We start from the raw sequence: 25,746 nt of genomic DNA, 5'->3' as shown, positions 1-25,746 counted from the left end.
ATCCTGGCTTACCGTGAAAGCTGATTCCAAAACGTCTCCCAGGCTTTCAGATTACCAAAGTAAGACTGTACCGGAACACTGATCCATTGGCCGTCGATTTCAACGGTCATTGATGGATAACCACGCAGATGTTGTTTCAGCATCAGGTTTGTGGTGCTGGCGATATCGCTTTGTTCGTCTGTCTGTGCAAACACGTCATTCCAGATATCAGCGGGAATCCCGATGTCTGCTGCAAGCGACGTAAGTACTTCAATCTCATGCACGGTTTTCCCCTGCTGATAATGCGCTAGCTGAATGCGTTTGAGCATTTCGGTGGCAGCGTACCCGCATTGTTCAGCCGCAAGCACAGCACGAATCGGCAGCATCGAATCAAGCACAACACTGTCAGCATCACGCATCTTCGCCTGATAGGCTGCGCCAAATTCAACCCCACTCATCGAATGAATTTTCTGATCACTTTCCAGAAAGTGCTGACGGGTTTCCGGACTCAGGGTCCGGCTGTTGAACAGGCCCCCCGGATGCAGATTCAGTTGAATGTCATCACGCTGGATCAGGTGGTCAATCAGCGGGCTGGCGCCGAAGCACCAACCGCAAAGTGGATCGAAAAAGTAATGAACATTGAGTACCGTGCTTACCATTTCATTTCTCCCATGTGAACTTTGGCACCAATGCTCAGCGCCATCGGCAGGCCGGCATCCGGATAACGTTTTTCCATTTTGTCGATCACCTGCTGGCTGTTGTCACTGTGCTTCACGGTTTGCTGGAATGCCTTGAGGTAGTTCAGCGCAAACGTGATGTTTTCAGCGGTCATTGGCGTACCGGCTTTCATATGGCCAGGAATCACGGTCTGCGGTTTCAGAGACTGCATTGATTCCAGCTGTTGTGTCCAGGCGGCTTGTTCAGCTTGTGACTGTGCGTCTGCCATCCACAGGTGAACATTGCCATACACCGCGACATTTCCGAGCACAGTTTTGCTGGACGGGATCCACAGATAAGGGCGATGTGCCAGTGTGCCTGTGGTATCACGAATCTCTACGGTTTCACCGTCGACTGTCAGCGTCGTCTTGTCATAGGCTTCAGGCAGCAGGGTTTTCACAGGCGCGTTATCGCCCATTTTTGGCGTCCAGAATGCCAGTTTGCCTGCCATTTTCTCTGCGATGACTGCACGGACTGCTGGCGTAGTGATCAGGCGTGCATCAGGAAATTGTTCTTTCAGAACTTGTGCACCGAAGTAGTAATCCGGATCGGCCTGGCTGATGAAAATCGTTTTCAGTGTTTTACCGCTGTCCAGTACCATCGCAGCAATTCGCATGGCATCGGCGCGGGTGAAGCCTGTATCGACCAGCATGGCGTCATGCTCACCGTAAACCAGCGTGGCATTGACATGGAAGCTGTGACCATCAGCGTTGTAAACCTGAGTGGATAGGGGGGCTGCTTCAGCCATGGTTGCAGTTGAAAGGGCCACGAAAGATGCTGCCATTAAAAATGTCTTTTTCATTGTTTGCTCCAGAGAATGTCTTGGGAATGGCAAGCATCATAGCGATCTCATTCGATTGGATATAGAATCAATCTTCAACAACATTGTTTCTTAAATCGAACAAATAAACGAGTAGGCTAAATCAATGGACAGACTGACCGCAGCGAAAGTCTTCATCGACGTCGCGACCACTGAAAGTTTCACGGCGACGGCAGATCGACTGGAGATGTCCCGTTCTATGGTGACCCGATACATCGCCACCATGGAGGCGTGGATGAAAACGCGGCTGTTACAGCGCACCACGCGCAAAGTGGCGCTGACCACAGCCGGGCAGCTTTGTCTCAAAGAGATGAAATCCTGGGTAGAGCAGGCCGAACAGATCGCAGTGACGCTGCAACCTACGGACAGTCTGTCGGGTCATATCCGGCTGACAACCAGTATGTCCTTTGGTCACGCACAGATGGCCGAGGCGTTGCAGGCATTTTTGGTGAAGCATCCGGAGGTGTCTGTTGAAGTCGATGTGCGGGATCAGACGACCGATCTCATTGCAGAGCGGTTTGATCTGGCAATCCGGATTGCCATGGCGCCGGATCCGTCTTTAATCGGTAAACCCATTGCCCGGTGTGACTCTGTACTCGTGGCTTCTCCGGAGTATCTGGCGAGTGCACCGGGTATTACTTTACCTGCAGATTTGTCACAGCAGCAATGCCTTGGCAATCGCAGCTTTGAGCAGCATGTCTGGCATTTGACGAAAGAGGGAATGACCGAGTCGGTTGCGGTGAAGTGCCGGTTTGTTTCAAACGAAGCGACCGTCCTGAAATCTGCCGCCCTTGCTGGGGCCGGGATTAGTCTGCAACCTGCCTATCTGGTTGCAGATGAGATATCGGATGGCCGATTAAAAGCGGTGCTGACGGATTGGTCTCCAAAATCCATGTCGATTTACGCACTGTACCCTTCCCGGGAATATCTGCTGCCATCAGTGCGGGGATTGATCGATCATCTGGCGCAGTATTTTGAAGGAATAAACTGGTCATGATTTCCTGCCTTCGGGCTGAACTGTAAATTATTTTGAACAATGACAGGACGTTAGCGGAGCAACAGCGAGTGTTGGGCAGACACGAAAAGTCATATATTCCATATAGTCATGAGAAAATAGCTTCATATTTTTACTTATACGTATAAACGAATTTTTGGTAGAGTTTTTTCACTATTTTGCTTGATAAAGCACAGATTCGCTGTATTGATATGTCTATTGGATATCGCCATGTGGTATATTGCGCGCTCACTTTTTCATCGGGTCAGTGAGCTGGGTACGGCGTGAAAACAGGTATTGTCGACATCAATTTAGCTGTAAATCAGGATCTGCTGTTAGAAATTTTTGATACGGGCAGTGAGGGCCTGTGGGAGATGACACCAGGGAACGTGGTGAAGTTCTATAACACGCGTTTCTACGAAAAGTTTGACGTGACTTTAAATGGCTCCCCGCTGCATGAGTGGCTGGCCATAGTACACCCTGACGATGTTGAACAATTCAAAAAGACAGTCAATCGACAGGTGACGGAGAAAATCAGTCATGTAACCAGCCAATACCGCATTCGCAATCGGCAGAATGAGTATCGGTGGATCGAAGCGATTGGTGTGCTGAAGGTGAATGAACAGGGTGAGTTGCTATCTTTGGTTGGTTCACATAAAGATATTACTGAGAAAAAACTGCACGACGAAAAACTCTATCAACTGGCATACCATGATTCGTTGACCGGTTTAGGAAATCGGCGTCAATTGGTTGAGCAGTTGAAAGTCATGCAGAATGATGAAGTCTCATGCACCATCATTACATTCGGACTTACAAAATTCTGTCAGTTTGTCGAAGTTTATGGCTTTCAGGCGGCCAATCGATTGATACAGCTGTGCGCCGAGACGATAGCTGAAGTCTTTACAGAGACGAATCTGATCTACCGAACCTATTCAGATGAATTTGTGGTCATGCTCAAAGACGCATCTGATAAAATTTCCCTTTGTAATATCATTAACAAAGTCATTACACGGTTTGATCAGCGGTTCCGTAATGTGCACCACATGGCGATTCAAAGGTTAAATGCTGGGGTTTACCAGCTGCCGAGTGATCCCTTTGTGGCTGAAGATGAAGAATCGGTTTTATATAAATCGATGTTGATTATGCGATATGGTCAGGAACATGAATCACGTGTTGCTTTTTATGCGGACGAGGAGCAGCGGGCCATTGAGCGACACCTTTTTCTGGAAACCGGTATTGAGAAGTCGATTCAGGACGATGAATTCTATTTAATGTTTCAGCCCATCGTCTGTGCGACGACCGGCAAGATGATGAGTGTTGAGTGCTTATTACGCTGGCACAGTGCCTGCCATGGTGAAATCAATCCGGGAGAATTTATTGGTATTGCTGAAGCGAATCAGGAAATCATTCCGCTGGGCTATCATGTGTTGCACTTAGCCTGTGCGTATATTGTTCAGTACCGTAATGAACACCAGCATGACCTCAAGGTCTCGGTGAATATTTCCGTGATTCAATTAATGCAGACCGATTTTGTTCAGCAGTTTTTATCGATTGTGGAACAGTACCAGTTGTCTCCGGGCGATCTGAGTCTTGAAGTGACGGAATCTGCAGTTCTGGAAACCAACATGTTTGCCGTCGAGCAACTGCTGACGCTGAATAAACTGGGTTTTTCAATTTCGCTGGATGATTTTGGCTCAGGCTACTCTTCTTTGAATACCTTCTTTTCGATTCCTTTCACGCAACTTAAGCTGGATCGATGCATAGTGAATAAAATGGCGGAAGATTCGTCTGTATATTCTTATGTCAAATTCCTGGTTGCCATGTGCCGCGAGAAACAGATTTCTGTCGTCGCAGAAGGCATTGAAGATCATGCGCAGGCTGAACTCGTCAGAGAAGCTGGCGTTGATTTAATGCAAGGCTATCACTTCTACCGGCCTATGGTGGGTGAGAAACTGATGGATATAGCGAGAAATTGATTGAGAAATTAATCGGTACTTAGCCGGAGGAATATTTCCTCAGCTCTCGTGTGTGCGTTCTTCGTTGTAATCGCGCATCCATATCCCGAACTTGCTTAAGTGATTTGAACAAATAGGCATTTAAGATTTCGCGGCGAAATAATAATGTTCTGTTTTAATTATGTTTATTGTCATTATTTGTTTAGTGATTCTTTGCGAGCGCGCCTCATGTGAATCGATCATCCTTTGTAAACAGGACTTTGGATGTCAGTTGAGTGCGTGTATGATATCCTGAAAAGTAGTTAAAAAATAAAATTTACCACTGGCTATTTGTTGGTTTGATAAATAGTGTGATGGTCTATTCTCAAATTTTTAAAGATATATTCGATGTGACAGGGCAGAGGTGGGTTTTTCATTTTTATTGAGGGGATTGAGATCGTGAATTGTGGCGCAAATACAAGCAAAAGAAGTGATGTTCATGGACATGTTATTACTTTTCCCGTCCATGATGCTGATTTGGGGACAACTGGCATTGACGCTTTTGGTGATCGGTGTGGTGATGTTGCTTGTCAGTTTTTATCCGTGGTTTCAAAAGTTTTTCCGTTTTGATGGTGCGCGAACCTATCTGCATCTGATTTTATGGGGAAGCTTATGTCTGGCTGCGATGTCACAGTTGTTTCCTGATTTAATGGTTTATTTCATCACGGTCTGGGCTGCGTGTTATGTGCTGCTGAGCGCCCGGCAGTCAGAGCGATGGAAAAAGGGCCAACAGTGATGGCCCAGTGTGATTGAGTGTGATGTCGACATCATTCGACAACGTGATTCAACTTCATTCGACAATTTCGACTTCATCCGGAATCAGATTCGCGGCTTTAATCCCGGCGATGGCACAGAATTCATCGAGTTCAGATAAATCGCCGCTGATCCCAACCGCGCCGAGCAGACATTTGTCGCTGCCACGGATGAGGACACCACCGGGGACCGGCAGCAGGTTTCCTTCTGCAAGCACATTCACCGCCGACATGAATGCCGGACGCTGCTGTGCATCCAGTGCCAGTTTGCGTGAAGAACAACCCAGCGCCAGAGCGCCCCAGGCTTTGGCAATCGCAATTTCAGGACGCAGCATGCTGGAACCGTCCTGACGTTGCAGGGAGATCAGTTTACCGCCGCTGTCGAGTACAGCCACGGTCAGGGGTGCAGCACCTTTGGTCAGGGCAGTGCTGAACGCGCCCTTGGTAATTACCAGTGCATCTTCCAATGTTAAGCTCATAGTGATCCCTCCGATCAAGAATTAACTGACAAAACAATGCTTTCTGATTCAGACGGCAGCCCCTCGGGACTGCCGGGTGTTCTGTTCTCTGTGCCACCAATCCATGCTCGGTGAGCGGTCTGACTGCTGGTGTGGTCTGGTTAGAACCACCGGTGCTACAAGGTGACCGCCCCGGGATGCATCCCTGAGCAGATATTCAGCCGACCAGTAGCGGGTAGCTTGGCAATGTCAGGAATGGGGCAAATTCATCTGATGTCGACAACACATCAAAGAGCCGTGCTGCATCATCAAACCGTCGGTTCTGGCCGCTGTTGTCCTGTTCAAGCTTCAGACTGTCCACTTCCTGTTGCAGCCATTGGCGGAATAATGCGGCGGTAAACAACTGACCGTCGTCCAGCGTGATGCCGTGGTGAATCCACTGCCAGATATTGGCGCGAGAGATTTCCGCTGTGGCTGCATCTTCCATCAGGCCATGAATCGGCACACACCCCAGTCCTCGGATCCAGGCTTCGATATACAGCAGTGCAATCCGGATATTTTTCCGTACACCGGCTTCATTCCGGTGACCTTCACAAGGGGCCAGCAGATCGTCGGCGGTGATGTCATTGGCGGCAGGCGGCAGATAGTCCAGCTGATTTGGTTTTCCGCCAAGGCGCTGGTTGAAAACCGTCATGGCGGTATCGACCAGACCGGGGTGGGCGACCCAGGTACCGTCGTGGCCGTTGGAGGACTCACGTTCTTTATCTTCAATGACTTTCTCCAGAACCAGCTTCATTTCTTCCGGATCTTTGCTCGGAATAAAGGCAGACATGCCGCCCATGGCCAGTGCACCGCGCTGGTGACAGGTGGCGATCAGCAGTTGGCTGTAAGCTGTCAGAAATGGCTGGGCCATGGTGACATCGTGACGGTCCGGCAGGATGCGGTCTTTGTGTTGCTTCAGCGTTTTGATGTAACTGAAGATGTAATCCCAGCGGCCACAGTTCATGGCGACAATGTAGTCACGCATGGCATAAAGGATTTCATCCATTTCGAAAACGGCCGGCAGGGTTTCAATCAGTACCGTCGCTTTAATCGTGCCGGCTTCTGCACCGAAATAGTTTTCGGTGAAACGGAATACATCGGCCCACCAGGCACCTTCTTCCATGGATTCCAGTTTTGGCAGGTAATAGTAAACGCCCATCCCTTTTGCTGCGCGGGACTGGTAGTTATGGAAGAAGTACAGGCCGAAGTCCATCAGACAGCCCGGAATGGCTTTCCCCTGATATTGAATATGTTGCTCCGGCAGATGCAGTCCGCGAGGGCGGGCGATCAGCAGGGCAGGATTCTCGTTCAGCACATATTCTTTCTGGCGACTGTCGTCGAAATAACGCATTTCGCCGAGGTTGGCATCCCGCAAATTGATCTGTCCCTGGACCATGTTGTCCCAGCTCGGCGCAGTGGCATCCTCGAAACAACACATAAAGACTTTCGCCCCGGAATTTAGCGCGTTGATGACCATTTTACGGTCTACCGGGCCGGTAATTTCAACCCGGCGATCCTGAAGCGGCTCAGGAATACCGGCAATTTTCCAGTTTTTATCCTTTCGGATTTCAGCTGTATCTGCACGAAAACCCGGAAGCTGACCTTGGTCGAATGCATGCTGCCGGGCTTCACGACGCGCCAGCAAATCATCCAGACGACCAGAGAACTGGCTGACCAGTGCGGTCAGGAAAGCCATCGCATCATCGCTCAGGATCGCCTGATAGTCGGGTGACAGTGAACCAACGGCGAGCTGTAGGGAATCGGCTTTTGCCTCTTGATGTGGTTGGGTATCCAATTGCGTCTCCTTAGAACAAACGGTCTATCGTTTTGTATACATCTTATAGTTTTCCTATTATCTATACCCCATGACTCCTCACGACGTAAAGTGATTTTTATCATCATGTAAATTCAATGTTGTTTTTATGTATCTGTATTTTTGGGGTTAACTCAATGTATTAAAAGGGATAACTGAGATTCTTGTCTGTTCTCTTTGTTTTAAATCGTCAAAGTCCCCTTGCGAAGATCATTTTTGTGTGTCTAGAATACAATCATACACAACATTGTATACAATTATGCAGGAGGCACTATGGCGAAGATGAAGGCAATTGAAGCCGCCGTTGAAGTATTGAAAAAAGAAGGGGTTATTCAGGCATTTGGTGTGCCGGGTGCAGCAATTAACCCAATGTATGCTGCACTGAAAAAGCTGGGTGGTATTGATCATGTGCTGGCTCGCCATGTCGAAGGTGCGTCTCATATGGCAGAAGGCTATACCCGAACTCATACAGGAAATATTGGTGTTTGTATTGGGACTTCCGGTCCTGCGGGAACCGATATGATCACAGGATTGTATTCGGCTTCGGCAGATTCCATTCCAATCTTATGTATTACGGGTCAGGCGCCGCGTGCCCGCCTGCACAAGGAAGATTTCCAGGCCGTTGATATCGAAAGTATTGCGAAGCCAGTGACCAAGTGGGCGACGACAGTTCTTGAACCCGCTCAGGTGCCACGTGCCTTCCAGCATGCTTTCCACCTGATGCGCTCAGGTCGTCCGGGGCCGGTTCTGATCGATTTACCATTAGATGTTCAACTGGCTGAAATAGAATTCGACATCGACAGTTATGAACCGCTGGAAGCTTACAAGCCAACGGCAAGCCGTGCTCAGGTTGAAAAAGCCCTGTCGATGCTGAACGAAGCTGAGAAACCGCTGATTGTTTCCGGTGGTGGTGTGATTAACGCGGGTGCTTCGGATCTGCTGCAACAGTTCGCAGAAATTACCGGTGTACCTGTCATCCCGACCCTGATGGGCTGGGGTTCCATTCCGGATAACCATGAACTGATGGCGGGTATGGTTGGTCTGCAGACTGCACATCGCTACGGTAATGCGAGCATGCTGGCTTCTGATTTTGTCTTTGGGATTGGTAACCGCTGGGCGAACCGCCATACCGGTTCGGTGGATGTGTACACACAGGGCCGTAAGTTTGTTCACATCGATATCGAACCGACTCAGATTGGCCGTGTGTTCTGTCCGGATCTGGGCATTGTTTCGGATGCAAAATCGGCACTGGAACTTCTGGTCGATGTTGCCCGTGAGATGAAAGCGCAGGGTAAGCTGGTTGACCGCAGTGCCTGGGTTGCTGAGTGTCAGGAACGTAAAGCAACCATGCTGCGTAAAACCCACTACACCGAAACACCGGTGAAACCCATGCGTGTTTACGAAGAAATGAACAAAGTCTTCGGAGAAGACACCTGCTACGTGAGCACTATCGGTTTGTCTCAGATTGCGGCAGCGCAGTTCCTGCATGTCTATAAGCCGAATCACTGGATTAACTGTGGTCAGGCTGGTCCGCTGGGCTGGACCATTCCGGCTGCACTGGGTGTTCGTGTGGCCGATCCGAATCGTCCGGTGGTTGCTCTGTCGGGTGACTATGACTTCCAGTTTATGATCGAAGAACTGGCGGCCGGTGCACAGTTTAACCTGCCTTATATTCATGTGCTGGTGAACAACTCTTATCTGGGGCTGATCCGTCAGGCACAGCGCCAGTTTGACATTGACTACTGCGTACAGCTGGCGTTTGAAAACCAGAATGCCCCTGAGCTGAACGGCTACGGTGTTGATCACGTTGCTGTGGTTGAAGGTCTGGGCTGTAAAGCGATTCGTGTGACGGATCCGGAGAACATTGCAGATGCCCTGCGTGAAGCGCAGGTGCTGATGAACAAGCATCAGGTTCCGGTGGTGGTTGAAGTGATTCTGGAACGCGTGACCAACATCGCCATGGGTGTCGAAATTGACGGCGTCAATGAATTCGAAGCACTGGCTGAAAGTCAGGACGATGCGCCAACGGCCATCACCTTCAATCAATAATCTGCCACGTACAGCAAAAGGAATGTGACATGCCGAAATTAGCCGCAAACCTGTCCATGCTTTTTACGGAAGTACCTTTCATGGACCGTTTTGAAGCCGCCGCACAGGCGGGCTTTCGTGGGGTGGAATATCTGTTTCCCTACGCCTTCGAAGCTGATGCTATCAAAGCCAAACTGGATGCGTTTGGCCTGACTCAGGTGTTATTCAATCTGCCTGCGGGCGACTGGGACGCTGGCGACCGTGGTATCGCGGTCGATCCCAAACGCGTGGAAGAGTTCCGTGCCGGTGTGCCGGAAGCCATCCGTTATGCCAAAGCATTGAACTGTGCTCAGGTGAACTGTCTGGCTGGGATTGTCCCGGCTGGCGTCACGGCAGGGCAGGCTGAAGCCACTTTCGTCGATAACCTGCGTTTTGCCGCAGCGGAACTGAAGAAAGCGGGGATCAATCTGGTGATTGAAGCGATTAACACCCGCGATATTCCGGGCTTTTTCCTGAATACCACCCGTCAGGGACTGGACATCATTGAGAAAGTTGGCAGCGATAACCTGGATTTGCAGTACGACATTTACCACATGCAAATCATGGAAGGGGATCTGGCGACAACCCTGAGCCGTGAGCTGGGACAAATCCGCCACGTCCAGTTGGCCGATAACCCGGGCCGCCATGAACCGGGCACGGGTGAAATCAACTATGACTTCATGTTTAGGCATCTGGACGAAATTGGCTACGAAGGCTGGGTCGGCTGTGAGTACAAACCACAGACCACCACAGAAGAAGGTCTGGGCTGGCTGAAAGCATTCAATCAAATCTAAGGAGAGGATCATGACAACTATCGCATTTATCGGCACGGGTATCATGGGTAAACCGATGGCCGAAAATCTGCAAAAAGCAGGACATCAGCTGGTGTTCACCGACCATTACAACGAAGCCCCGGCAGATCTGGTTGCCAATGGCGCTCAGGTGGTTCACTCGCCAAAAGCCGCCACAGAATTAGCGGATTACATCATTCTGATGGTGCCGAATACACCCCAGGTCGAAGAAGTGCTGTTTGCAGAGAATGGTGTTGCGCAAGCGCTGGATGCCAGCAAAACGGTGATTGATATGAGTTCAATCTCACCGATTGAAACGAAAACCTTCGCGGCCAAAGTGAAAGAAACCGGTGCGGAATATCTGGATGCACCCGTCTCTGGCGGTGAAGTGGGCGCAATCAACGCCACGCTGACCATCATGGTGGGCGGAAGCGAAACCGCCTTTGCACAGGCAAAACCGCTGTTCGATGTGATGGGCCAGAACATTAATCTGGTTGGTGATAACGGTGCTGGTCAGGTGTGTAAAGTGGCGAACCAGATCATTGTTGCGCTGAACATTGAAGCGGTTGCTGAAGCACTGGTCTTTGCTTCGAAAGCGGGTGCTGATCCGGCCCGTGTTCGTGAAGCGCTGCTGGGTGGTTTTGCCAACTCGAAAGTGCTGGAAGTTCACGGTGAGCGCATGGTGAAAGGCACCTTTGAGCCGGGCTTCCGTATTCAGCTGCATCAGAAAGACCTGAATCTGGCGCTGACCGGTGCAGAAGCGCTGGGTGTGTCGCTGCCGAATACCCGTTCTGCACAGAACCTGTTTGACGCCTGTGTACAATTGGGCGGTGAAGGCTGGGATCACTCGGCTATGATCCGTGCCATTGAAGAACTGGCGAATCACAGCATCCGTCAGTAATCAGCTGAAAGACGGCACCCTCAGGTGACCGTTGCAGGACGCAGCAACGGCTGTCGCTGTGTTCTGATTTTTTGTCACATAACAGTTTTTTAGTCTCCTTTGGTTATGTGGTCCCGAAACCGCGGGTTGGAAAAAGGAGCCGGTTGCTTGTCAGAGGTGGCGCGGCCGGCTCCGGCCAGTTCGAAAAAGAGGTGGGTGACAGTGACGGTTTCGGGTTTTTTCCCTGGTGAGCACACCGGGAGCAACGATGACGTGGAGAAAAACATGCACATGGAAACGCATGCATTTCTGACTGCACTGTTTAATCGTGCAGTCAAACAGGCCCTCCCCGGTGAGACCCTGAAGGAATATCTGCCGGAAGATAAAACAGGAAAAGCCGTGGTGATTGGTGCCGGGAAGGCCGCGGCTTCAATGGCCCGAGCGCTGGAAAGTGTCTGGGAAGGTGAGCTGGAAGGTTTGGTTGTCACACGGTACGGGCATACAACTGAATGTCAGCACATTGAAGTGATCGAAGCGGCGCATCCGGTGCCGGATGATGCCGGACGTGGCGTCGCAGAGCGTATCTTCAGTCTCGTTGCGGGGCTGAATGAGAACGATCGGGTGATTTGTCTGCTGTCTGGTGGTGGTTCTGCCTTATTAAGCCTGCCTGCTCCCGGCATTACGTTCTCGCAGAAGCAGCAGATTAATAAAGCGCTGCTGAAATCAGGGGCCGCCATTGATGAGATGAACTGCGTTCGTAAACACCTGTCGGCCATCAAGGGTGGGCGTCTGGCAAAAGCGGTCGCGCCTGCTCAGCTGATGACGCTGGCAATCTCCGATGTACCGGGTGATGAAGCGACTGTGATTGCTTCAGGTCCGACAGTGGCCGATCCGACGACAAGCAAAGATGCCCTGGAAATTCTGAGCCGCTATCAGGTCAGCGTGCCTGACAGTGTGACCGACTGGCTGCATAGCCTGGAATCTGAAACCGTCAAACCGGGAGATGATTGTCTGGCACGTACTTCTTTTGCACTGATTGCCAGCCCGCAATTGTCACTGGAAGCGGCAGCCGATGAAGCCAGTCAATGGGGAATTCCGGCGCACATCCTGAGTGATTGCATGGAGGGAGAATCCCGTGATGTGGCGAAAGTGCACGCGGCACTGGCTAAACAAATTGCAGAACGCGGACAACCGTTCACGCCTCCTTGTGTGTTGCTGTCGGGTGGCGAAACCACGGTCACCGTGCGCGGAGAAGGCCGTGGTGGACGAAACAGTGAGTTCCTGCTCAGCCTGTATCATGAGCTGCAAGGTCATCCGCAAATTTATGCGCTGGCGGCTGATACCGATGGGATTGATGGTGTGGAAGATAATGCCGGGGCGGTGTTGAACCCTCAGAGTTATCTTCAGGGGCAAGCATTGGAACTCAACAGCCAGGATTATCTGGATAACAATGATGGATACACTTTTTTTCAACAATTGGATTCATTGTTAACGACCGGGCCAACATTGACGAATGTGAATGACTTCCGCGCCATTTTGATTCTTCCGAAGGAAGAATAAAGCAAGACATTGACGCTTTGAGTCCTGTTGTAAGTGTAAGAGGCAACGGTAGGCACAGTTTTCTTTGTCCTTGGAGACTGTGTGCCCTTTGGGAATAGTGTCAGCGGCACTATTCCTTTTTTTATTTCAGCCACAGCCAATCATCATTTCCCATCTTTCTTTGCGATAGCTATTGAAAGTCACTGGGTCCCCGCCTGCGCGGGGGCGGCAGATATTCTTTTATTTATGATTTATATCGCTACCCGTCATTCCCGTGAAGGCGAAAACCATCATGCACCGGAATGAAAGTGATGTCCTGAATTGATGTGAGCCACGGAGTTTCGTGCAGGTTGTCATTTTAAGTCACTGGGTTCCCACCTGCACGGAGGTGGCAGATATTATCTTATAATTCATACACTTAATGTCATTCCCGCGAAGGCGGGAATCCATTATGCACAGAAATGATAGTCTACGCATGGATGACAATTCTTCGTGGTTTATGTATACAAAATTAATCTCTTTGATATGCAACATGCACAGCGTGCATAGTTTACCAGATGACAGGGAAAGATGCGCCAGAACAGGCAAAAGCGGGTAGGTGGGAGCGTGCAGCAGCGACTTTATACAATACCGAACTGAACGAGAAGGCTGCATGCCCCACTGAAGATAGTATAAGGCATGCAATTATTGTATACAATGTTCTGGGTGGTTTTGTTTTAAATTGTTTTCAATTTAACGACGCTTCAAAACCACATCAGAAAAAACGGCATGCAGGTCATTGCTGATTGCTTCATCATCCAGCGCCAGCTTGGCGTTGATGTGACCCAGGTGGTTACGCATTAACGCGACCGCTTTTTCCTTTTCGCCAGCTTCAATGGCATCCAGTAACTGATTGTGCTCATCAAAAGAACACTGACCCCGATTGCCGACTTCATAAAGCGCAATGATTAATGAGGTCTGCGAGACAATACTGCGCTGGAAAGAGAGCAGAGGCGGGTTATTGGCCATGGTGGCAAGCTGGATATGAAATTCACCGGACAGGCGGATACCACGACCGACATCACCCTGATCAAAAGCAGCATGTTCTTCTTCAACCAGTTTGCGCAGTGTCGCGACTTGTTCACTGGTGGCATGCTCAACGGCCAGTTCTGTGATCGCCAGTTCTAAGACTTCACGAGCTTTCAGAACTTGCTTGGCTTCTTCCACATTCGGCGCGGCAACCACAGCACCACGGTTTGGACGAATTTTGACAATCTGCTCAACAGAAAGGCGTAGCAAGGCGCGACGAATAATGGTTCGGCTGACACCAAAGATCTCACCCAGTGCTTCTTCATTGAGTTTGGTGTTCGGTGGCAGACGCTGTTCCAAAATAGCGTCAAAAATGTGGCCATAAACAATATCGTCCTGAGTCTGTGCCGTATTCTCAGGAAGAGACTTTTTCAACGTCGACTTCTTTTTCACTGGCGTGGTCACTACTTCTCTCCTAAAGCTTCTCCAGCTGCTTGGTTATTGTATGCAATTGGAGGTAAAAAGCGAAATAACTTTTCAGAGTAAAATAAATCTGAAAAGTAAGAATGAGTACCAGTGGAATGTCAATCAGGGAGAGCCATCAACCAGAGGGATAACACGGCACGGATCATTGCTGTCGCGGGTTATCGGGCCATCCGATTGTCAGTTGCAAATATGTCAGCAAAATGAGGATAAACTTTTGCGGCAGTTTCCTGAATAAATTCAACGGGCATCTCATCAAAATAACCGTGGTATTTTACATATTCCATGTGTTTGCTGCCATCCTTTGTGGCGGATTGCAAAATGGCTTCATGCTGACCGTCAAACGACAACGGTTCGACGTTGAACCTGGCACATAACTCTTTGTTAAACACCGGTGTTGCTTTGACCCATTGCCCGTTCAGCCAGACCTCGGCGTAGCCATGCAAGGCGAAATAATCGGTGCCGAGCCATTCGATGAGTGCCGGCGTTGACAAGTGATTGATCACATCTGCCAGTCCCAGCCGGGCTGGAATACCGTGCAGACGACACATTGCGACCATCAGTGCTGCTTTTGGGATGCAATAGGCTTGATTGTTTTGTAAGCAATAGCTGGCTTTCAGACTGGGTAAGCCGTCTTTGAGCGTGTAAGGATTGTAGACAATCTCATCCCGGACCAGGTAATAAATGCTGATTGCCTGTTCGACGGGTGTTGAACCCGAGACCTTGCGACTGAAAGCCTGAATGTCAGGATGGGTGAAATCGAAGTATTCGGTTGCTGCTAAGTGTGCTGCCATGCTCATGTATCGTAATGTCCTTTCAATGAATAGACTTCCAGATTAGGGCCTTTACTCTAGTCTGGCGAACCCTGAGACGATTTTTTATCTCAATGCTTGAACTGATTCACACGTGACGCAGCTTGATCTTCGCGTGAGCAGGCCTGATGATTAAAGCAATCGCGAGGAAAGCATGATGGCATTGAAACATCGGATCAACCGGACGCTCCAATTATGGCTCAATGATTTATCAGATCGGGTCTCAATCAATACTGGGCAATGGCAAGCCGGATTTGGGGATTTTCTTGAATCTGGTTTGCCGCCGGCCCCCAGTGATTTGGTGATCGCGACGCTCAATGGCGTGATGGGAGATGTCTTGGCAGAGCGGCGAAGTCGTCTGGCTCAGACCATGGCATTCAGCAGCCAGATGCAGCGTTTGAGCCTGGACCCTTTGACGCTTGCCGGGCAGTTGACTTCACCTCAGCCGCGTATCGTGATTTGTGTTCATGGCTGGTGCATGAATGATAGCCAGTGGCAACGGAAACCGCATGACCACGGACGGGCGCTGGTCAAGTTTGGTTACACGCCTGTCTATCTCCGTTACAACACGGGTCGACATATTTCCACGAACGGGGAAGAATTCGCACTCCTGCTGGAGCAACTGATCGATATCTGGCCCTGCGACGTGCAGGAAATTGTGATCATTGCACACAGTATGGGCGGGCTGGTCAGTCGGAGTGCCTGCTTTTATGCCAGTCGGCATCAGGTGAAATGGATTCAAAAGCTGGCCACATTGATTACGCTGGGAACACCGCATAATGGTGCTCCCCTGGCGCAGATGGTCCATTGGGTCGAAGAGCGTACCGCCACGATTCCTTATCTTCAGCCGTTTGCAACACTGGCCAGAATGCGCAGTGCCGGGAGTAAAGATCTCAGCCACGGTGCGATTCATCATGCGGCCTGGGAACGTCATGTCCCGGGAGTCTGCCAGCTTCGGCCACCCTTGCCTGATGATGTTGCCTGTTTTGCGATTGCCGGGTGCCTGGGTAAAAATGTACAGGATGACCGGAGTCGCCGACTTGGTGATGGGCTTGTACCGGTTGCCAGTGCGCTGGGTGAAGCCACAGAACATCATCTGGCATTAGAGTTTCCAGAGTCAAATCAATGGGTATGCGGTGGAATGAATCATATGGGGTTACTGACGCAGGCCAGTGTGGCGCGTCGGGTGCAAGGTTGGGTTCTGGCAAATAGTCGATAAAGTGCATATCGATTGAATCTTTTTATTGTGTCGATTGATCATATTTATCCATAAAAAAAAATGACCGTGATGAATCATGGAATGATTTGAGTGCTGCTGTGCGACTGTCTATAAAGCCTTCATCTTAGGTTCACAGACGGACACACCATGGATCTTGAAGCCATGATTGACACGCTGCACACACAGGGTTGGTGTGTATGGGATGACTTTCTTTCAACTGCTGAAGTGACGGCATTGCACCAGTGTCTGCCATCAGAGTGGTCACAGGCCGGGATTGGCCGGCAGGATGATCATGCGCTGGTCCATACTGTGCGTAGTGATAAAATCCATTGGTTATCCGAAAACATGGGACAACCGGTTCAGGACTATCTGGAAAAGATGGAAATGATTCGTCAGGCTGCGAATCGCTATCTTTATCTGGGACTGTTTGAATACGAATCGCATTTTGCGAAATATGAACCGGGTGATTTTTACCTGAAGCACCGCGATAGTTTTCGCGGCCGGGCGAATCGTAAACTGACCACAGTTTTTTATCTCAATGACTGCGATTGGCAGGCATCTGACGGTGGTGAGCTGGTGATCTATCAGGATGACGATAGCTTTCTGACACGCCTGACACCGAAAGGGGGGCGCTTGGTGGTTTTCCTGTCGGAAGATTTTCCCCACGAAGTGTTGCCTGCAAACCGACAGCGTTTCAGTATTGCCGGTTGGTTCAGGTTGAATGGTGTCAGTCATGGCACGCTGGATATTGCCCTGTAAATCCCCCCAGACCAGACGATGCCGGGTTGTGTTTTCAGGCTGCGAGCATCGATTCTGCCTGAATGCAGGAACCGCAGCATAGAGATCGGCGTCGGCCTCCTGTAGTATGCGACTTGGTTTGAGAATCAACGAAGGATATATCCATGCAAGACGACGACATCATGACAGGCGAAATGCTGGTGGAAGCTGTCGAAAACCAGTTGGCCGACGGCAACCCAATCAAGGTGAAAGAAACCCTGATGCGTCTGGTGATGACGGGCACCCCACGAGAAGAAGCAATCGAGATGATCGCTTGCGCGCTGTCTGTCGAAGTATTCGATGTTGCAAAAAATGAGGGTGAATTTAACCTCAAACGATACTCAGAAAATCTGGATGCTTTGCCTGAGATGCCTTGGGAAGCAGACGTTTAATCTGCTGCGAAGATGTCCATTTCGTACGCCACCTTCTCGGTGGCGTTCTTATTTTTATCCCGCCTTTCTGTCTTCCTTAGTGAAATATTCCAGTTTTTGCCCGGGGTGACCCGTAAATCTTGGAATTTTATACGGCCTTACTCAAATCGGCAGCATGAGTGCATTTATTTAAGATATGAATATTGTCAGTAAAGTTGAAAATTCTAATTTCATGCTGTTATTTAGGGTTTAAGGCCGTTTTTTGGTCTTGAATCCAGTGATAGGGGCTGCGTTCAGTGTAATTCATGCGCTTTTGTTGTGTGACGCGCGTCATAAACAGGATGATATGCTGTATTGATAGATTTGATTGGTTTCATTTGTTGGTTTTTGGTTAAAAAACGGTGACACATTTCAATTGGATTCCATTATTGTCTTCACAACCTCTGACAAGCAGCAAGGAAACGAACATGATTATTGGTGTACCTAAGGAAATTAAAGTTCATGAATACCGCGTCGGTATGGTGCCAGCTTCCGTGAGTGAAGCGGTTGCACACGGTCACACGGTATACGTTGAAACTCAGGCGGGTGTCGGGATTGGCTTCAGCGACCAGGACTACATTGATGCTGGTGCGAAAATTCTGCCAACAGCAGCCGACGTTTTTGCGGAAGCAGAAATGATTGTGAAGGTGAAAGAACCTCAGGCTGTTGAGCGTGCCATGCTGCGTGAAGGTCAGATTTTGTTTACTTACCTGCACCTGGCACCAGATCCAGAGCAGACACATGATCTGGTCAACAGCAAAGCGGTATGTATTGCTTACGAAACTGTGACTGATGATGCAGGCCGTCTGCCTCTGCTGGCACCAATGTCTGAAGTTGCAGGCCGTATGTCGATTCAGGCAGGTGCTTTCGCACTGGAGAAATCCCGTGGTGGCTGCGGTATGCTGCTGGCCGGTGTACCCGGTGTAGAGCCTGCGAAAGTTGTGATTATTGGCGGTGGTGTTGTGGGTGCAAACGCAGCACAAATGGCTGTGGGCCTGCGTGCAAACGTTGTGGTACTGGATCGCAGCATTGATGTTCTGCGTAAACTGGACGCTCAGTTCGAAGGCAAAGTACAGTGCGTTTACTCGACAAAAGACGCCATTGAGAAACATGTGCTGGAAGCGGATCTGGTGATTGGTGGTGTGCTGGTTGCTGGTGCAGCAGCACCGAAACTGGTGACTGCAGAAATGATCAAGAAAATGAAGCCTGGCTCGGCCATTGTCGATGTTGCGATTGACCAGGGTGGTTGTGTTGAAACGTCTCACGCGACAACACACAGCGAACCAACCTTCATCGTTGACGATGTGGTTCACTACTGTGTTGCGAACATGCCAGGTGCGGTTGCGCGTACTTCGACTTTTGCACTGAACAACGTGACGCTGCCATACATCCTGAAACTGGCAAACAAAGGCTATAAAGCAGCGCTGAAAGAAGACAAGCACCTGCTGAACGGTCTGAACGTTTACCGTGGTCAAATTACTTGTCACGAAGTCTCCACCGCTTTGGATCTGCCTTATGTAGATGCAGCGGATGTACTGGCATAAGTTCGCTTGCCAGACTGTGGATATCGAATCCCTGCTTCGGCGGGGATTTTTTTGTGCTTCGCTTTAAGGCGAGATGCTTCGGCCATCAAGCGGATAGAAGCGATTCTGAGTATCCCGCTGAATGCTTTCGATATTTCGTGCTTATTTTCTCCTCAGTGTTACCTTTTGAATATACTTGCCATCTACGAAATAATCGTTTCACCCAGTACGCCCACTGAACTTCACCATTCCTGTTTTACCCCGTCATTTTCACTGTAATCCGTTATTTCTGCAAAGGTTGAAATCTATTCATCCACGACATTCATGCACGACGTATTCATGATTGTTTGAGCAATTTCATTGCAATAACTTTGACAGAACAATGCTGAGTTTCCATTGATTCAATGTTTCGGGTGATGTGATATCAGAAAAATAAAATCAGAGATGAAAGCTGGCTTTTGTCAAAATAACCAGACGGATTTGTCAGACTCTCTGTTCAACTTGAAGTTGTTCGAGAATAAAAATGGGATCAGCCTATCAGGAATCAGGATAAAAGCAGGAATTGATATTTCTCTGACAATGAAAATGGCCTTTATGAGAATATAAAGGCCAAGATAAAAGTTGGTCAGGTTGTATGGATTATGCGCGGGCGTAGATGACGCTGCCATGTTTAATCGTATCAATGATTTCTTTCGAGAGATGTTTCGGCAGGGCAGGGCATCCCCAACTGCGACCTAAATAGCCATGACGACGAATAAAGTCTTCGGTTGCGTAAGGTGCACCGTGAACCACAATATAACGGCGGCGGGCATTATCGTTCTTGCCTTTGGTCAGGCCATTCAAGCGCAGTGAGTAACCGTTACCGCCAAAGTAAGTGGTGTCTGTCAGGAAGGTGCCCAGTGACGTCTGACGCGAATTGACAATGTTAGAGAAGTGTTTGGCAACCACGCCACCACTATTCACACCATGGGTCACGTAGGTGTGAAATAACAGCAGGTTGTTTTTTAAATCAATGACAAAAAAACGTTTTTCTGTAGAAGGTTTGCTGTAATCAATAATAGTCAGGAGCTGCTTTTTACGACCTTTTGTATTGTAATATTCGTTATATCCATTTTTAAAGACATCGTAATCCAGCTTTCCTTTCAGTCCGGCCTGTTCGTACACATTTTGAATTAATACGTCAGGATTTTTTTGCTGCTGAATGTGCTGTTTGTTCGGTCCCTGAATTGTGCTAGCTGATGCATAGTGCGGTAAAGAACAAAAAATTAAAATGATTAGGTAGATGGCTTGTTTCATTTCCTTGATTACACTCTTCTAATTCGTTTATGCCAAAGACAAAGCGACTCTACCATAGGATTTGGATTTTTTTAGCCCTCTTATCACTAGATTTACGTCAAAAGTTTTCAACTTAGTTTGAGGTAAATTTCTCAAAATTGATATATTTGTTAATACAAAACAGTCAATTAAAATATGAACATTGTTTAATCAGAAATAAATTCCATCGGGCGTTGTAATATTTCATTTTTGGCAAATAACAACATTTACCGGCATTAATCGTCTGTTTTGGAACGAGAAAAATGGCGAATTTTACGAAAAAACTGAAAAATTAATGTCATGGATCGTTTGTTCGATTTTTGAGCTTAATATCGCATTTTCTTGCTGAGATGAAGTTTTTTGGTTCAAAAAGTGAACAATGCTGGGGTGCAAAAAAGCAGGCATAAATGCCTGCTTTTATTTACGTTGAAGCATGTGTTACTAGATGTTGCAGACTGTCGCCCAGCTGCCATCACTGCCCGGGACTGAATTCGTCCACCAATTTGCTTTGTAGACCACACCGTTGTGGATAATCTTATCCCCTGCAGCGGCATGGCTCGGGTTACCTTGCCAGTCTGTTTGTGGCCAGTTCGGGTAAGTGTTGATGCCCGTAGTCACACAATCGCCCGGGTTACCGTCACCACCGCCGTTATCGCCACCGCCATTGTTCAGGTCAGCCAGTGGCAGGTCTGGATGTTCAAACGCCAGCGCATAATCTGTGTTATTGACACGGACTGAATAGTTCGCCGGGCCAGAGATTGGCAGGAAGTAGTTCAGCTTCAGCTCGAAGCTTTCATTATTCCCCAGTTGCTTCCAGCTTGGCAGGCTGAAAGAAACACGGTGGAAGTTACCATCCAGGCCACCCACGTTGTCGCCACGGGTATGACCGGATGCGATCACTTTGAGTTTTGCACCAGACTGATCTGACATATTATCCGGCGTTGAGGTTGGGATATCGAACTGGAACTCCGTGCCACCCGGTAATGCGACACCGGTTTTGTTTGTCAGTGTCATGACCGGGTTCAGCGGGTAGTTTTGATCGCCGACCTTGAAACCAGAAACTGCAACTTCTACGTTCACGGCTGATGTCGGAATGGCACCTTCAGCGACGGTATTTCCATAAGGTGTCGCACTGGCAAACTTGTCGTATATGGCTTTGGTCATGGTGTGACCCATGTGGTATTCACCATTGCCGGTCTTACAAGCGTTTTCGGTTTCGTCAACTGTGGTGCGGTGACCGTTGGCATCCAGGTTGTAGCAGCTGTAGTCGCCTGCCAGTTCCCAGAACATGATGCCGCCAATGCCCTGATCAACAACGTAGTTTGCTTTGGTGTTGATTGACTCTTTGTCTTCGGTCGACAGGAAGACTTTTTTCTCTGCGTTCCACAGCCAAGGGGCAACAGAAACGTTATCGTAATGACGGCTGTATGTACCACGCAGAACGTCATCCGGGTCATTGGCTGGGTCCAGGCCATATGCAGCGGTATAGCTGCCATAAACACCGTTTGCCAGGTTCATGGCATGCCACATTGGGTTGGAACCTGCACCCATTTCCTTACCGTTGGCGTCTTTGTCATGCCACATGTTGTCAATACCGGTTGCGCCATAACCACACTTACTGGTACCGGCACCGGTACCTGCAGGACAGTCACTCTGGTTTGGCAGTACGGCTCGACCCCAAAGACCATTGGTGCCACCGGTGACACCTTGCCAGCCACGCGTATAGTAAGGCACACCAATGTTAATTCGACCAGCCGGCATAGAGCCACGGAAGTAATGGTAAGCCCAGTCGGTATTCAGATAGCCGGTCTTCTTATATTGCGCCGTGCCGTAGACGTTGCCGGCTTCCAGCTCTGCATCCAGACCACTGTCAAACAGTGAAGCATTATGGCCGACAAATTCGTTCCACGCACCGTGCAGGTCGTAGGTCATGATGTTAACGTAGTCGAGGTATTTGGTAACAGCCATGGTTTCCATACCCCGAAGCAGATAGCCGGATGAAGGCGCTGCAATCGTCAGCATGTAGTGATGACCATCCTGAGCACTTGCCTGATCAATCTTCTCACGGAGCACTTTCATCAGTTCATGATAGGACTTCATCAGGTGAGGGCGCATGGCATCAGCATAAATGAAATCATCCGGGTTCCCTGCACCTTGCATGCTGGTTGGGTATTCGTAATCAATATCCAGACCATCAAACTTGTATTGACGCATCATGGCAACAGCGGAGTCAGCGAACGTCTGGATGCCTTGATGATTGATGCTGCCGTCGGCGTTCGTGGTCATGGTATAGAAGCCACCATCTGCAACACGGTTGCCGTTTTCATCGAAGTGGCCGCCGGTTTCAGCCCAACCCCCGATGGAGATCAGGGTTTTTACATCATGCTTCACTTTGGCGGTTGCCAGCGCACCGAAGTGGCCTTTGAAACCTAATGTTGGGTCAATTTCTACGCCCGGCCATTCTTTACCGACGGCTGGGTTATTGGGATCGTTCACATTGCCGATGTTCACTTTGCCGTCAGAACCGATGCTGACAAAGGCGTAGTTGATATGGGTCAGATTTTCCCAAGGAATGTCGCTAACCAGATAGCTGTTTTGCGGATCACCGCTGCTTCGCCAGCTGGTGAAATAACCGATGACGCGACGCGCATGATCGGCGCCCATTTTTTCTCGGCCATCCTGATCATACACAGTACAGTAGGGGACAGTGACGCCCGGCGTCTGATATAAACCATCCGGACGACAGTTCGTTGCGGCCTGAGCCTGGAAGCTCAGCATACAGGCTGCACTGAGGGCAGCCAGCGCAAAGCCTTGCTTCGCGTGCTTGCGCTTTTGGTTCATCGTTATCATCTATGGTTCCTTAACAAAAAATTAAAAAATAAATAAGTGACAGACTTATGTTTAGCCATGAAATAACTATAGGTTTTTTCTTGTTATTCCGAGCTGATTTGTTTGAATATTAGTCAATGATCACACAAAAATAGTGTTAATCTGTAACTTATTTGTCATTAGTTTGCGCAGTTAAACAAATATTCTGTTTGTTTTATAATCAAAAATAAGCCGTCTGATCAGTAAATTAGCGCTGCTTCATGTATACAAAATGTTATGGTTTCGGTTATAACAGCTGTTTTCTTTTTTCTGTTCGATTAGGAATGAATATGGATATCACCTTGCTCCACGCCTCACTCTTGCTTTTTACGGGGTTTCTTGCCGGTATCATCAATACGCTGGCGGGCGGGGGATCGAACCTGACATTACCTGCGCTGATGGTGATGGGAATGCCTGCAGAAGTTGCGAATGCAACGAACCGATTAGGGGTAGTTTTGCAAGCGATCACGGCCGTTTTCGGATTTCGTAAACATGGGAAACTGGAATTCAATGATGCGGGGCCAATTCTGCTTCCAACAGTCTTGGGCGGCCTCGTTGGCGCAGCTGCAGCCGCTTACGCGCCCTCGGCGTGGATAAAACCCTTGTTGCTGGGCACCATGCTTTTGATGGCATTGATTATTCTGGTGAAACCTGGGGTCGTAGCACCAGAACCCGGAACGGTCGCCCGAAAAGTAGCAGAAACCCCAAGTTCCTGGTGGGGATTAGGGCTGGCGGGTTTTTATGGTGGTTTTGTACAGGCGGGCGTTGGGTTTGTGCTGCTCGCTGCCCTGGCAGGGACATTGCGTTACGATCTGGTCAGAGCGAATGCGCTGAAGATGTTATGTACATTGATGTTCACGATTGTCGCCCTGGCTCTGTTTATTTATGAAGGATTGGTTTTGTGGCTACCCGGACTTGTGCTTGCGGTGGGAACCATTCTCGGAACACATCTTGCGGTGAAGTTCGCAATTCATGCGAGCGCAAAAACCCTGAAGTGGTTTTTATTTTTAATGACACTGTGCGGATGTATTGCAGCGATGCTGAATTAAACAACACGGCAAGTTAAATAATGAATCATTATTTGTTAATAAATTTAACAATAATGTTTTTTTGATTTATTCTTTTCGTAGAAATGCACTAATTTGAATATTATTCAATTTGTTACACACTTTTCTTTGTTTTTAATCTGAAAACCGTAATTAGCCTTATTTAAACAAGGGTTAATTACGGTTTTTTTTGTCAGAATGCTCACACTTCCACCAACATTTCAAATACTAGATCTAATGTTTCATTTTTAGTGAGTGTTAACTCAGAAGTGAAAGTGGCAAAATATTTCAAATGTAACATTTTGTGAGGGGGTGTGTCCGGCGCTGAGTGCGGCGTATCAATGAGTCCAATCGTTTGGTTAACCAGTGAACGTTTACGACAAAGCGTACCACCGATTAGTCAGGTGATGGCCTTATTAGACTCCGGACGCGGCAACTGCGTATTGATTCAGATCAAAATAATAACTCATGTAGTCATTTCTTCGTATTGATGACGTTGAATGACGACTTTTGCCCAAAAGCTGAGAGAGAACATGAAAACCTCAAGATATAAGAATATCTTGTCGGGTGGCTTTGTATTTTTTATGAGCCTCTTCCTGTCAGGATGTCAATTTGCGCTGCTTGATCCAAAAGGTCGGATCGGCGCTGCAGAAAAAGATTTGATAATCACATCTCTGTTGTTGATGCTGATTGTTGTCATCCCGGTTATTTTGATGACGTTCTACTTTGCATTTAAGTACCGTGAGTCAAACACCGACGAAAAATATACGCCAGAATGGTCTCACTCAACCAAAATTGAACTGGTTGTGTGGACAGTGCCAATTATTATTATCGCCATTTTAGGCACGATTACCTGGCGTTCTACGCACGCACTTGATCCAAGACAACCGATTGAAAGTTCAGTTGAACCGATGAAAATCGAAGTGGTTTCTCTGGACTGGAAATGGCTGTTTATCTACCCGGATCAACAGATTGCGACCATCAACGAAGTGGCATTCCCGAAAGGGGTCCCAGTTGAATTCCATGTCACCTCGAACAGCGTGATGAACTCGTTCTTCATTCCACAACTTGGCAGCCAGATTTATGCCATGACCGGGATGCTGAATAAATTGCATCTGATTGCCGATGAAGCTGGCACTTTCGATGGTATTTCAGCGGGTTACAGCGGTCACGGTTTCTCTGGCATGAAGTTCAAAGCGCTGGCCTTGCCTGATCAGGCAAGCTTCGACGCGTGGGTGCAGAAAGTTCAGGCATCTGAGAATCAGATGAAGACCCTGAGCGACTTCAAAACTATTGCGAAGCCAAGTGAGAACGTGCCAGTGAGTTATTACTCACATGTGCCTTCTGACATGCTGCTTACCATCCTGAATCAGTTTGAAGGTTCGCTGACGTGTACCATCACGCCAGAATTTTCTGCTGAGCAAACATTCTAGGACATAT

Annotated in this window: 21 protein-coding genes and 1 pseudogene; 14 read left to right on the top strand and 8 right to left on the bottom strand. The window is 48.8% G+C overall.

Annotation, left to right across the window (positions count from 1 at the left end):
- Positions 1–8: 8 nt before the first annotated feature.
- Together EA58_RS06805 and EA58_RS06800 are read right to left on the bottom strand one after the other, a co-directional pair.
- Positions 9–638 carry a DsbA family protein gene (locus EA58_RS06805; RefSeq protein WP_036750683.1) on the bottom strand — a complete coding sequence of 210 codons (630 nt, stop codon included), beginning with the start codon at positions 636–638 and terminating at the stop codon, positions 9–11.
- A complete protein-coding gene (locus tag EA58_RS06800) occupies positions 632–1,498 on the bottom strand; it encodes an MBL fold metallo-hydrolase (protein WP_036750682.1) in 867 nt (288 codons plus the stop codon). Before EA58_RS06800 ends, EA58_RS06805 begins: the two co-directional genes overlap by 7 nt.
- A gap of 124 nt (positions 1,499–1,622) precedes the next feature.
- Here EA58_RS06800 and EA58_RS06795 point away from each other — a divergent pair, with 124 nt between their 5' ends.
- The 3 genes from EA58_RS06795 to EA58_RS06785 all read left to right on the top strand — a co-directional run bounded on the left by EA58_RS06795 (position 1,623) and on the right by EA58_RS06785 (position 5,240).
- Positions 1,623–2,513, top strand: coding sequence for a LysR family transcriptional regulator (locus tag EA58_RS06795; protein WP_036750681.1), 891 nt, complete (start codon positions 1,623–1,625; stop codon positions 2,511–2,513).
- 281 nt (positions 2,514–2,794) lie between these two features.
- The gene (locus EA58_RS06790) at positions 2,795–4,486 is read left to right on the top strand and encodes a bifunctional diguanylate cyclase/phosphodiesterase (protein WP_036750680.1); all 1,692 of its coding nucleotides are present in this window, start codon (positions 2,795–2,797) and stop codon (positions 4,484–4,486) included.
- Between the two features lie 457 nt (positions 4,487–4,943).
- Complete coding sequence (locus EA58_RS06785; protein WP_152547955.1) at positions 4,944–5,240, top strand: hypothetical protein; 297 nt, start codon at positions 4,944–4,946, stop codon at positions 5,238–5,240.
- A 54-nt stretch (positions 5,241–5,294) separates the two neighbouring features.
- Here EA58_RS06785 and EA58_RS06780 read toward each other — a convergent pair whose 3' ends face one another.
- Together EA58_RS06780 and aceB are read right to left on the bottom strand one after the other, a co-directional pair.
- Positions 5,295–5,735, bottom strand: coding sequence for a GlcG/HbpS family heme-binding protein (locus EA58_RS06780; RefSeq protein WP_036750676.1), 441 nt, complete (start codon positions 5,733–5,735; stop codon positions 5,295–5,297).
- 196 nt (positions 5,736–5,931) lie between these two features.
- Positions 5,932–7,452 carry a malate synthase A gene (gene aceB / locus EA58_RS06775; protein ID WP_235199573.1) on the bottom strand — a complete coding sequence of 507 codons (1,521 nt, stop codon included), beginning with the start codon at positions 7,450–7,452 and terminating at the stop codon, positions 5,932–5,934.
- Positions 7,453–7,842: 390 nt separating this feature from the next.
- Between aceB and gcl the strand changes: the two genes are divergently transcribed.
- The 5 genes from gcl (at position 7,843) to EA58_RS21535 (ending at position 13,152) form a co-directional block, all read left to right on the top strand.
- Positions 7,843–9,618 carry a glyoxylate carboligase gene (gene gcl / locus EA58_RS06770; RefSeq protein ID WP_036750660.1) on the top strand — a complete coding sequence of 592 codons (1,776 nt, stop codon included), beginning with the start codon at positions 7,843–7,845 and terminating at the stop codon, positions 9,616–9,618.
- A 29-nt stretch (positions 9,619–9,647) separates the two neighbouring features.
- Positions 9,648–10,430, top strand: coding sequence for a hydroxypyruvate isomerase (gene hyi / locus EA58_RS06765; protein ID WP_036750657.1), 783 nt, complete (start codon positions 9,648–9,650; stop codon positions 10,428–10,430).
- A 10-nt stretch (positions 10,431–10,440) separates the two neighbouring features.
- Positions 10,441–11,328 (top strand): 2-hydroxy-3-oxopropionate reductase, encoded by an 888-nt coding sequence (locus EA58_RS06760; RefSeq protein ID WP_036750654.1) that lies wholly within the window; start codon positions 10,441–10,443, stop codon positions 11,326–11,328.
- A 264-nt stretch (positions 11,329–11,592) separates the two neighbouring features.
- Complete coding sequence (locus EA58_RS06755; protein WP_036750800.1) at positions 11,593–12,867, top strand: glycerate kinase type-2 family protein; 1,275 nt, start codon at positions 11,593–11,595, stop codon at positions 12,865–12,867.
- Between the two features lie 81 nt (positions 12,868–12,948).
- Positions 12,949–13,152, top strand: coding sequence for a hypothetical protein (locus EA58_RS21535; protein WP_152547954.1), 204 nt, complete (start codon positions 12,949–12,951; stop codon positions 13,150–13,152).
- Positions 13,153–13,578: 426 nt separating this feature from the next.
- On the opposite strand, the gene EA58_RS06750 is transcribed toward EA58_RS21535, so the two are convergent.
- On the bottom strand, positions 13,579–14,307 hold the full coding sequence (locus EA58_RS06750) for a GntR family transcriptional regulator (protein WP_036750798.1): 729 nt from the start codon (positions 14,305–14,307) through the stop codon (positions 13,579–13,581).
- Between the two features lie 191 nt (positions 14,308–14,498).
- Entirely contained in the window at positions 14,499–15,137 is a 639-nt protein-coding gene (locus tag EA58_RS06745) for a transglutaminase-like domain-containing protein (protein ID WP_051641933.1), read from the bottom strand.
- 169 nt (positions 15,138–15,306) lie between these two features.
- Here EA58_RS06745 and EA58_RS06740 point away from each other — a divergent pair, with 169 nt between their 5' ends.
- The 4 genes from EA58_RS06740 to ald all read left to right on the top strand — a co-directional run bounded on the left by EA58_RS06740 (position 15,307) and on the right by ald (position 19,099).
- Positions 15,307–16,368 carry an esterase/lipase family protein gene (locus EA58_RS06740; protein WP_036750647.1) on the top strand — a complete coding sequence of 354 codons (1,062 nt, stop codon included), beginning with the start codon at positions 15,307–15,309 and terminating at the stop codon, positions 16,366–16,368.
- 147 nt (positions 16,369–16,515) lie between these two features.
- The gene (locus tag EA58_RS06735) at positions 16,516–17,127 is read left to right on the top strand and encodes a 2OG-Fe(II) oxygenase (RefSeq protein WP_036750644.1); all 612 of its coding nucleotides are present in this window, start codon (positions 16,516–16,518) and stop codon (positions 17,125–17,127) included.
- A 143-nt stretch (positions 17,128–17,270) separates the two neighbouring features.
- On the top strand, positions 17,271–17,537 hold the full coding sequence (locus EA58_RS06730) for a hypothetical protein (RefSeq protein ID WP_036750643.1): 267 nt from the start codon (positions 17,271–17,273) through the stop codon (positions 17,535–17,537).
- A 446-nt stretch (positions 17,538–17,983) separates the two neighbouring features.
- Entirely contained in the window at positions 17,984–19,099 is a 1,116-nt protein-coding gene (gene ald, locus EA58_RS06725) for an alanine dehydrogenase (RefSeq protein ID WP_036750641.1), read from the top strand.
- 618 nt (positions 19,100–19,717) lie between these two features.
- On the opposite strand, the gene EA58_RS06720 is transcribed toward ald, so the two are convergent.
- Both EA58_RS06720 and EA58_RS06715 read right to left on the bottom strand, forming a co-directional pair.
- The gene (locus tag EA58_RS06720) at positions 19,718–20,374 is read right to left on the bottom strand and encodes a murein L,D-transpeptidase catalytic domain family protein (protein WP_081819578.1); all 657 of its coding nucleotides are present in this window, start codon (positions 20,372–20,374) and stop codon (positions 19,718–19,720) included.
- A 459-nt stretch (positions 20,375–20,833) separates the two neighbouring features.
- Positions 20,834–23,140: pseudogene (locus tag EA58_RS06715) on the bottom strand (chitinase C-terminal domain-containing protein); the annotation flags it as partial.
- A gap of 410 nt (positions 23,141–23,550) precedes the next feature.
- Between EA58_RS06715 and EA58_RS06710 the strand changes: the two are divergent.
- Together EA58_RS06710 and cyoA are read left to right on the top strand one after the other, a co-directional pair.
- Positions 23,551–24,309 (top strand): sulfite exporter TauE/SafE family protein, encoded by a 759-nt coding sequence (locus tag EA58_RS06710; protein WP_036750638.1) that lies wholly within the window; start codon positions 23,551–23,553, stop codon positions 24,307–24,309.
- Positions 24,310–24,839: 530 nt separating this feature from the next.
- Positions 24,840–25,739: a ubiquinol oxidase subunit II gene (cyoA, locus tag EA58_RS06705; RefSeq protein ID WP_036750788.1), complete on the top strand. Its 900-nt coding sequence runs from the start codon at positions 24,840–24,842 to the stop codon at positions 25,737–25,739.
- The last annotated feature ends 7 nt before the right edge of the window (positions 25,740–25,746 follow it).

This window comes from Photobacterium galatheae, assembly GCF_000695255.1.
GTDB classification, from domain to species: domain Bacteria; phylum Pseudomonadota; class Gammaproteobacteria; order Enterobacterales; family Vibrionaceae; genus Photobacterium; species Photobacterium galatheae.
This window is presented reverse-complemented; position numbering and strand designations above follow the sequence as displayed.